Consider the following 6607-nt stretch of genomic DNA (forward strand, 5'->3'; position numbering starts at 1 on the left):
GACGAACGCGGCGCCCAGGCGGGATCATTCCGTTAGAGGGGGCGCCATTATCCCGGAATCCCCGGGCGCCATTATCCCGTTAAAGACGGGCGCCTTCGTCGGAATCGCCAGACATGGCTGTCCCTCGGAAGAATCTCACATCCGCAAATCCGCCCGAACCCGAGAATTCAATGGGGCAACAACGGCGCTTACGATGAGATTATCCGAGGCCGGGGATCAGAGCGGCAGGTATGGCCAGTCTCGCTGCCGGCAAATGGACAAGAGGTCCGGCTGCGTTCCGACGACAACGGGCGCGCCCACGAGCTCCAACATCGCTAGATCTGAAATGTCGTCGCCATAGGCGAGACAGTCGGCTGGGCGACCGCCCTGCTCTCGCAGGAACGCTCGAATTGCTTCGGCCTTGCCTTCGCCGATCGTCTGGGGAGAGCCGATCTCGCCCGTCAATCGACCCGATTCGTCAACGACTAGTCGCGTACAAAGGCAGTGCTCCGCCTGTAATTCTCGCGCGATGGGCCGCAGCAGTGGACGCATCGAGCCGGAGACGAGAACCGGCACCACGCCCTCCTGTCGATGCTTCTCGAGACGAGCGACGACGTGCTTGCGGTAGGGTGGCGATCGACCGAAACGTTGGAGGAACCACGCAGCTCCGGCAGCTTCCAAAACAGGAAGCTGCGCGCCTCGAAACGATCGGTAATAGAGCCGGTTCAGTTCTTCTCTCGTCGCGTGACGAGCTATGGCCGACGCGGTCTCTGTCTCGAATCGCGAATAGGCTTCCGGCGCAGCGCCTATCCATTTGCACCAGAAGGGGAAGAAGTCGAACATGCTCTTGATCGAGATGAGCGTCTCGTCGACGTCGAAAAAGGCGAAGCTCCTGTGTTCCATCATCGATCATCCTCGTAAGCGAGACGGCGGCTCCGCTCACGGAAGTCCGGGTCGGAACCAGAGATTCCCGCGTCGGCCCAATGCGACGGCGGAATCTCGTTGACGAACACGGAGATTTTGTCCAGCGGCGCGCCTGAAGTCTGATGGATAACTCGGGTGATCTCCTCCATCATCGTCTGAAGAGCAACTTTGTTTTTGATCGGCCATGTCGAAATTTGAACGACGGGCATCGGAAACTCCTGTCGGATTGCAAGTGCGTATCGGATGTGAAAAATGATCGACGCGGCTTGATCACGCCTGCGTTCGCAGCTCTGAAAAGCCAGGCTCGCGAAGTTTGAGTTGGGCATGGACATCGCCTCCGAGCCCGTAGAGCCCGATCGCACCGCCATGGCTCATTTGCGCGCTCATATAGAGAACGACGACGTTGATCACTCGGTTCGCGTCGGCCCGCCGAGGGTCTGGAAACGGATCTGGCAAGCGAGCCCAGTAATTCGCTCGGCCAATGCTGTCGGTGAGGAAAACATTGGGCACGCCGAGCGGACCAGGCCGCGTTGGACCGGCCGGATCGAGATCGCGCTTGCGTAGACTCATTACAGTGTAGAGGCTGTCTGGGACGAGGCCCACAAAGCTGAATTCGAAGGTCGCGTGACGACGATCCTGCGACACGCGTACGATGAGCTCGCCTTTCGCTCGGAGCCAAGCGCCCAAAGTGATCGGCTCTATAGGTCGTCGGCCGTCCTGGGAACGAAAGTCCGGGATCAATGCCTGATGCAGCGGATAGCTGGCTCGTTTCTCGACCATGGCATGAGGGCGCTGGTCCGGCGCGAACACCATTGGATAATTGTTGGCAGGCAATGGTAGCGGAAGCGTATAGAGGATATTATCCGCCGCGTCTTTTGGATCATTGGGGTCGATCCAGCGCAAGATGTCGTAAACTCCAGGCGCTCCGAAGTCCGGAGCCGCAGTTTTGCCCGAAACGACGGCGCTGGCCCAAGGCATCGTCCCGTCGGCTTTCGGTATTCGGCCGACAACGATGAAATCGCCGTTCGAATTCATGATTTCGCTCGGAGGGTAGAGCGGCCCCTGTGTGGTGACGCTGAGCTCGTAGCGTTCGCCGATCATGGCCGGCTCCCCTGTTGCGCGCTGAACTCGCGCGGAACGGGCATATGAAGAGCGATCATGCGCCGAGTCACCTGCGCGGCCATTTCCGCTTCCTTAGTGGCGATGACGTCGGCAGGATAGACGGTGAAGGAAATCTCCGCGGATGCACATTCCGTCATATTCTGGATCACTGTTATCGTTACGTGATGACGGGCGCGCCGTTCATTCACATCCTTGTCGTCGATCTGGTAGATGATGTCGGCCGGTAGCGGAAACAGGAAGTTCTTGAATTCCGTTTTCATGGCGTTGATGACGAAATATGTTTTCCCCTCGTTTCCGAGAGGAAAAAAAGCTTCTGTCACTGCGAGAAAAGATTGGCGAAATGCCTCGACGACGATCATGCCCTGAATGTGCTGGCCGGTCTGGTGATCTCCCATCAACTCGCAGCGCTCATCGATGTTGAGCGGCAGCTTGAATCGGTCGGCGCTCAATCTCGAGGGCGCGCCGATCAATGTGTTGTACGATACACGCTTATGGCTGAGCGTTTCGTCCGCTCGGTCCGTGACGCGTCGCAGATCGGCGATTTCGAATTTTGCCGATTGCGTCGGGTCGTCTTCGCAGTTTCGTAGAATGGCGAGCACGTCGTCTTGCCGGACGCCTTGGCCGAGCATGAGCACCTTGCGCGCGCCGACGAGCGTCTTGGGCAAGCGCGTGAGCGCTTCGAGTTGATTGACCGTAAGAACGTCCTTGCCGTCGGCGAATTCACGGAATCGATCGCCCACCACGAAATAGTAACGGTCATCCATCATGGCAAACCTCCTTTTTTTGGTAAATTCGGGCGGCTGCAGGCATAGGCCGCGCACAACCGGATTCGCACCGAAAGTCGAAGCGTGCATCAGTCCGCCAACAGTTGTGGGCGGAGGTATAGGCGCGTATAAAGTGCATCGCTGCCGCCGACGATGTAATTGTCGCCGGCCTGCCGAACGATCTCGCGATAGCGCTCGCTATCGAAAACGGCTTGGTATTCGGCAGGATCGCCAGAGAAGCCGGCGATGAACATGACGCCGGGCTGACCACTCACGAGGGAATGATAAGCCAGAAACGCTTCGACCGGATTATTTTCCCGCACGATTTGGAAAATCGTTTGTTCTCGCCATTGATGATAAGACGCCATTCTGAGCGGCGGCACCTCGATGTGACGGAGCTGAATGAAATCGGTGCCGGGGAGCGGCGCCTCTACCGGCTTCGGCTCATCCACGAGCGTAACGAGTTCGCGCCGAACATCTCCTGTCGTGAATGGAGCGAATCGTCGCCAATCGTCGACGAGATCAGCGGATGTCTCGGCGAAAGCCATGATATCGTCATAAGCTCGCAGTTGCAACAACTCAAGCTTGTTGGAGTCGATCAGATAACGCATTCTGGCGCTGTCGATCAGCTCGGATCTCATATCGGCCACGGCTCGAGGATCGAGCGGGAAACGTGATATTAAAACGACAGATGCTGCCATGATTTGCTCCTGCCAAAGTCAAATTCGAGCTTGAGGACAATAGTGTTATGGTGCGGATCTCGAAATTTCAAACATCGCAATACTATTTTTGTATCGATTCCGTAGTATATTGGGAGCGCCGAGCGGAGGCCGTTCGACGGGACTAGTGCTCGCTCATAGCGTCCGTGAAGCCGCGCCGGGATGTGGAGCGCCGATCATGTCGATATTTTCCAAGCGCATGCCCACATTGAAGCAGCTACAGTGTTTCCTCGCTGTGGCGCAGGAGCTGAATTTTCGGCGGGCAGCGGAACTGCTGGATATGAGTCAGCCGCCGCTATCGCGGCAAATCAAGAGCCTCGAGGAGCGATTACGCATCAAGCTGGTCGAACGCGATACGTCGCGCGTCAGCCTCACCTCTGCCGGCCAGGCATTTGAAAAGGAAGCCCATCGTATTCTCGTCGCCCTCGAGGCCGCTGTCGCCGGCTTGTCGCATATGCCGAGCGAAACGACGAGCGACGTCCGGCTCGGCGTCACCAGCATCGTAGACTTCAGCCAATTGCCGGCGCTGGCTGAGTTTTTCGATGATTCCGCACATGCCGAAAATGTGCTCCAAGAGCGATCCTATTCGAAATTCCTCGTGGAGCGGGTACGTTCCGGTCAGCTCGACATCGCCATCGTGGGCGATATCGCTTACACGGGCCGCGACTTGATGATCCGCCAATTGACGCGCGACTCTCTGATGGTCGCTCTGCCGGCCCGCCATCCAGCCGCCGATAATCTCGCAGTGAGGTTTTCAGATTTGGGCGATACGTCCCTTTTCTGGTTTTCCCGAAGCGACAATCCGGCTTTCTACGACCGGTGCGAGCTGGTCTTCCGGGATTTCGGCTACTCTCCGCTGCGGCGACCGGAGCCAGACGACCATGCCCAATTATTGGCGCGCGTTGCCGCCGGCGACGGCTTGGCGTTCCTGCCGTCTTCCTTGCGAGTGGCCAGTCGGATCGGGGTTGTCTATCGTCGCTTTCAAAAAGATATCGAGCAGCGCCTCGGTATAGAAATACAGCTGATTTGGCGCGCCAGCGAATTGCGGGAAGAGGTCCTCGACGTCGTTCGCGCCATACAGGCGACCGTTTGCGGCGATGACGCGATCGAATGTGACGAATCCGATTCATACCCCGATGATTGATCGGCGTGCTCAGGCGTCGAGGCCTTTCATGCCTTCGGCGGTGTAACGAGCGCCGCGCACCTGCCCGGGCGTCATGGAGCCGTCCAATTCTTGTAGATCCTCGGGCGTCAGCTCTATTTCGACGGCTGCAACATTTTCGCGCAAAAAAGCGGAGCGGCGCGTGCCCGGGATCGGAACAATATGTTCGTCCTGCGCGAGAAGCCACGCCAGCGCGATCTGAGCCAGCGTCGCGCCATGGCGAGCGGCGACCGTCTCCACCGTCTTGAGAAGAGAGAGATTATGAGCGAGGTTGTCGGATTGAAAGCGGGGGTTGCTGCGGCGAAAATCTTCCTCGGCAAGAGCATCGGTCGAGGTGATTTGACCTGTGAGAAAGCCTCGGCCGAGAGGCGAATAGGCGACGAACCCGACCTCGAGCTCTCGCGCCTTCGGCAGGATTTCTCGCTCGACATCGCGAGTCCAGAGCGAATATTCGGTTTGAATCGCCGTGACCTTGTGTGCATTATTGGCTTTTTCCAACGTGCTCGCGGAGACCTCGCACAGCCCGATATGTGCGATCTTGCCCTCGGACACCAGCTCGCTCAGGATTCCCATCGTCTCGACGATATCTGCCATTTGATCGACGCGATGAATATAATAGAGATCGATACATTCAACTCCGAGCCTTGCCAGAGACGCTTCGCAACATGAGCGAATATAGGCTCGGCTATTATTGATGGTCCGCCTGTAAGGCTCGTCGGCCGGCCGCTCAATTCCACATTTCGTTGCGATCTTTATCCGTCCGTCCGACAAGGCCCTCTTATGAGCCGAAAGAAATCGACCGATCAATTTTTCGTTATGGCCGCGGCCGTAGAGGTCGGCCGTGTCGATCATGGTCACGCCGAGGTCGAGCGCCTCGTCCAGAACAGCGAGTGAGGCGATGTCATCCGATGGGCCATAAAATTCGCTCATGCCCATGGCTCCAAATCCGATCGCGGAAATGGCGAGCTCATTGCCGAGTGTGCGGAGAGGCATGGCCCGTCTCGATGGCGTTGTCGATTTCATATGCTTCCTTCTCGATGATGATAGTCGCGAGACCTCGCCGATTCCGGTCGAGAAAATGAGAAATAGGCCTCGGTGCGACAAAATTAGAAGCGTCAAAAAAGCAATACTTTTTAGGTATCGCGCGGGCGGCGGAGCAGAAGGTATAGACGGCGATGTCAGGTTAACGTCGGCGTAGGCAATTCCGGATGATACGGATCGGATGATGTAATCCAACATGCTGTCTTCGCACACCCTGAAGGGGCGGGGCATTGCATCGTTCCACGCCTTTTTTTGCGCGACCGCTAGCGCGTGTCGTCAGTTGAGCAGGATTGCGATAGCAACGCATTGGACGGCGGCGAGGAACGAACTGGCAAGTTTGTCATAGCGCGTGGCGATTGCGCGGTAGTGTTTTATTTTGTTGAAGAATCGTTCGACGAGATTGCGTTCCCGGTAGAGCGCGAAGTCGGTCGTTCGCGGATCGACCCTATTCTTCCTCGGAGGAATCACGGGGACGATGTCTCGGCCATCGAGAGCCTCGATCAGTGCGTCCGCATCATAGGCCTTATCGGCGAGGAAAGCTTTCGGGGCGATATTTTCGAGCAATGGTTCGGCTTGGCAAAGATCGCTGGCTTGCCCAGGCGTGAGAGAAAATACGACCGGATTGCCGAGCGCATCCACGATGGCGTGATGGAGTGGATGCCCCCTCCTGACGGCATAGCGATGTGCCAAAGTGGCGATGTTTGCGCATCCCACGAATGAAGAGGGCATCCATGGAAAACGTTAGCATCATCGGCATCGACCTTGCAAAGCGATCCTTTCAGGCCCCAGGGCTCCGAATCCGGGTTAACGGGCTGAAGCGCCCAAGGCTGTGGCGAGATAATCGTCTCTCCATCCGGCGATTTTTCTGCGGAGCTTGATGCTCGTGCGCCTGGGCT

7 protein-coding genes and 1 pseudogene are annotated in these 6607 nt (G+C 57.4%); 1 reads left to right on the plus strand and 7 read right to left on the minus strand.

All coding sequences use genetic code 11. The features are described from left to right. Positions 1–216: 216 nt before the first annotated feature. The 5 genes from FMZ75_RS20595 to FMZ75_RS20615 form a co-directional block, all read right to left on the minus strand. Positions 217–885, minus strand: coding sequence for an HAD family phosphatase (locus tag FMZ75_RS20595; RefSeq protein ID WP_166146032.1), 669 nt, complete (start codon positions 883–885; stop codon positions 217–219). Then, entirely contained in the window at positions 882–1112 is a 231-nt protein-coding gene (locus FMZ75_RS20600; RefSeq protein WP_166146035.1) for a tautomerase family protein, read from the minus strand. Before FMZ75_RS20600 ends, FMZ75_RS20595 begins: the two co-directional genes overlap by 4 nt. Before the next feature lie 61 nt (positions 1113–1173). Then, positions 1174–2004, minus strand: a complete 831-nt coding sequence (locus FMZ75_RS20605; RefSeq protein WP_166146038.1) for a hypothetical protein — start codon at positions 2002–2004, stop codon at positions 1174–1176. Further along, entirely contained in the window at positions 2001–2879 is an 879-nt protein-coding gene (locus tag FMZ75_RS20610; RefSeq protein ID WP_166146041.1) for an AfsA-related hotdog domain-containing protein, read from the minus strand. Before FMZ75_RS20610 ends, FMZ75_RS20605 begins: the two co-directional genes overlap by 4 nt. Further along, complete coding sequence (locus FMZ75_RS20615; RefSeq protein ID WP_166146044.1) at positions 2879–3490, minus strand: hypothetical protein; 612 nt, start codon at positions 3488–3490, stop codon at positions 2879–2881. The genes FMZ75_RS20610 and FMZ75_RS20615 overlap by 1 nt, the downstream gene beginning before the upstream one ends. Positions 3491–3686: 196 nt before the next feature. On the opposite strand from FMZ75_RS20615, the gene FMZ75_RS20620 reads away from it, so the two are divergent. Beyond that, entirely contained in the window at positions 3687–4652 is a 966-nt protein-coding gene (locus FMZ75_RS20620) for a LysR family transcriptional regulator (RefSeq protein ID WP_142862075.1), read from the plus strand. A 9-nt stretch (positions 4653–4661) separates the two neighbouring features. On the opposite strand, the gene FMZ75_RS20625 is transcribed toward FMZ75_RS20620, so the two are convergent. Together FMZ75_RS20625 and FMZ75_RS20630 are read right to left on the minus strand one after the other, a co-directional pair. Then, positions 4662–5909 (minus strand): aldo/keto reductase, encoded by a 1248-nt coding sequence (locus FMZ75_RS20625; protein WP_370464771.1) that lies wholly within the window; start codon positions 5907–5909, stop codon positions 4662–4664. Between the two features lie 78 nt (positions 5910–5987). Continuing rightward, a pseudogene (locus tag FMZ75_RS20630) lies at positions 5988–6359 on the minus strand (IS5 family transposase); the annotation flags it as partial. Between the last annotated feature and the right edge of the window lie 248 nt (positions 6360–6607).

The sequence above is a fragment of the Methylosinus sp. RM1 genome (genome assembly GCF_011378635.1).
In the GTDB taxonomy this organism is placed as follows: Bacteria; Pseudomonadota; Alphaproteobacteria; order Rhizobiales; family Beijerinckiaceae; genus Methylosinus; species Methylosinus sporium.

Excerpts from the sequence above, each read along its gene's own strand:
- FMZ75_RS20615 (WP_166146044.1), bottom strand. The coding sequence starts at position 3,490 with ATGGCAGCATCTGTCGTTTTAATATCACGTTTCCCGCTCGATCCTCGA.
- FMZ75_RS20625 (WP_370464771.1), bottom strand. The coding sequence starts at position 5,909 with ATGTTGGATTACATCATCCGATCCGTATCATCCGGAATTGCCTACGCC.
- FMZ75_RS20620 (WP_142862075.1), top strand. The coding sequence starts at position 3,687 with ATGTCGATATTTTCCAAGCGCATGCCCACATTGAAGCAGCTACAGTGT.
- FMZ75_RS20610 (WP_166146041.1), bottom strand. The coding sequence starts at position 2,879 with ATGCACGCTTCGACTTTCGGTGCGAATCCGGTTGTGCGCGGCCTATGC.
- FMZ75_RS20595 (WP_166146032.1), bottom strand. The coding sequence starts at position 885 with ATGATGGAACACAGGAGCTTCGCCTTTTTCGACGTCGACGAGACGCTC.
- FMZ75_RS20605 (WP_166146038.1), bottom strand. The coding sequence starts at position 2,004 with ATGATCGGCGAACGCTACGAGCTCAGCGTCACCACACAGGGGCCGCTC.
- FMZ75_RS20600 (WP_166146035.1), bottom strand. The coding sequence starts at position 1,112 with ATGCCCGTCGTTCAAATTTCGACATGGCCGATCAAAAACAAAGTTGCT.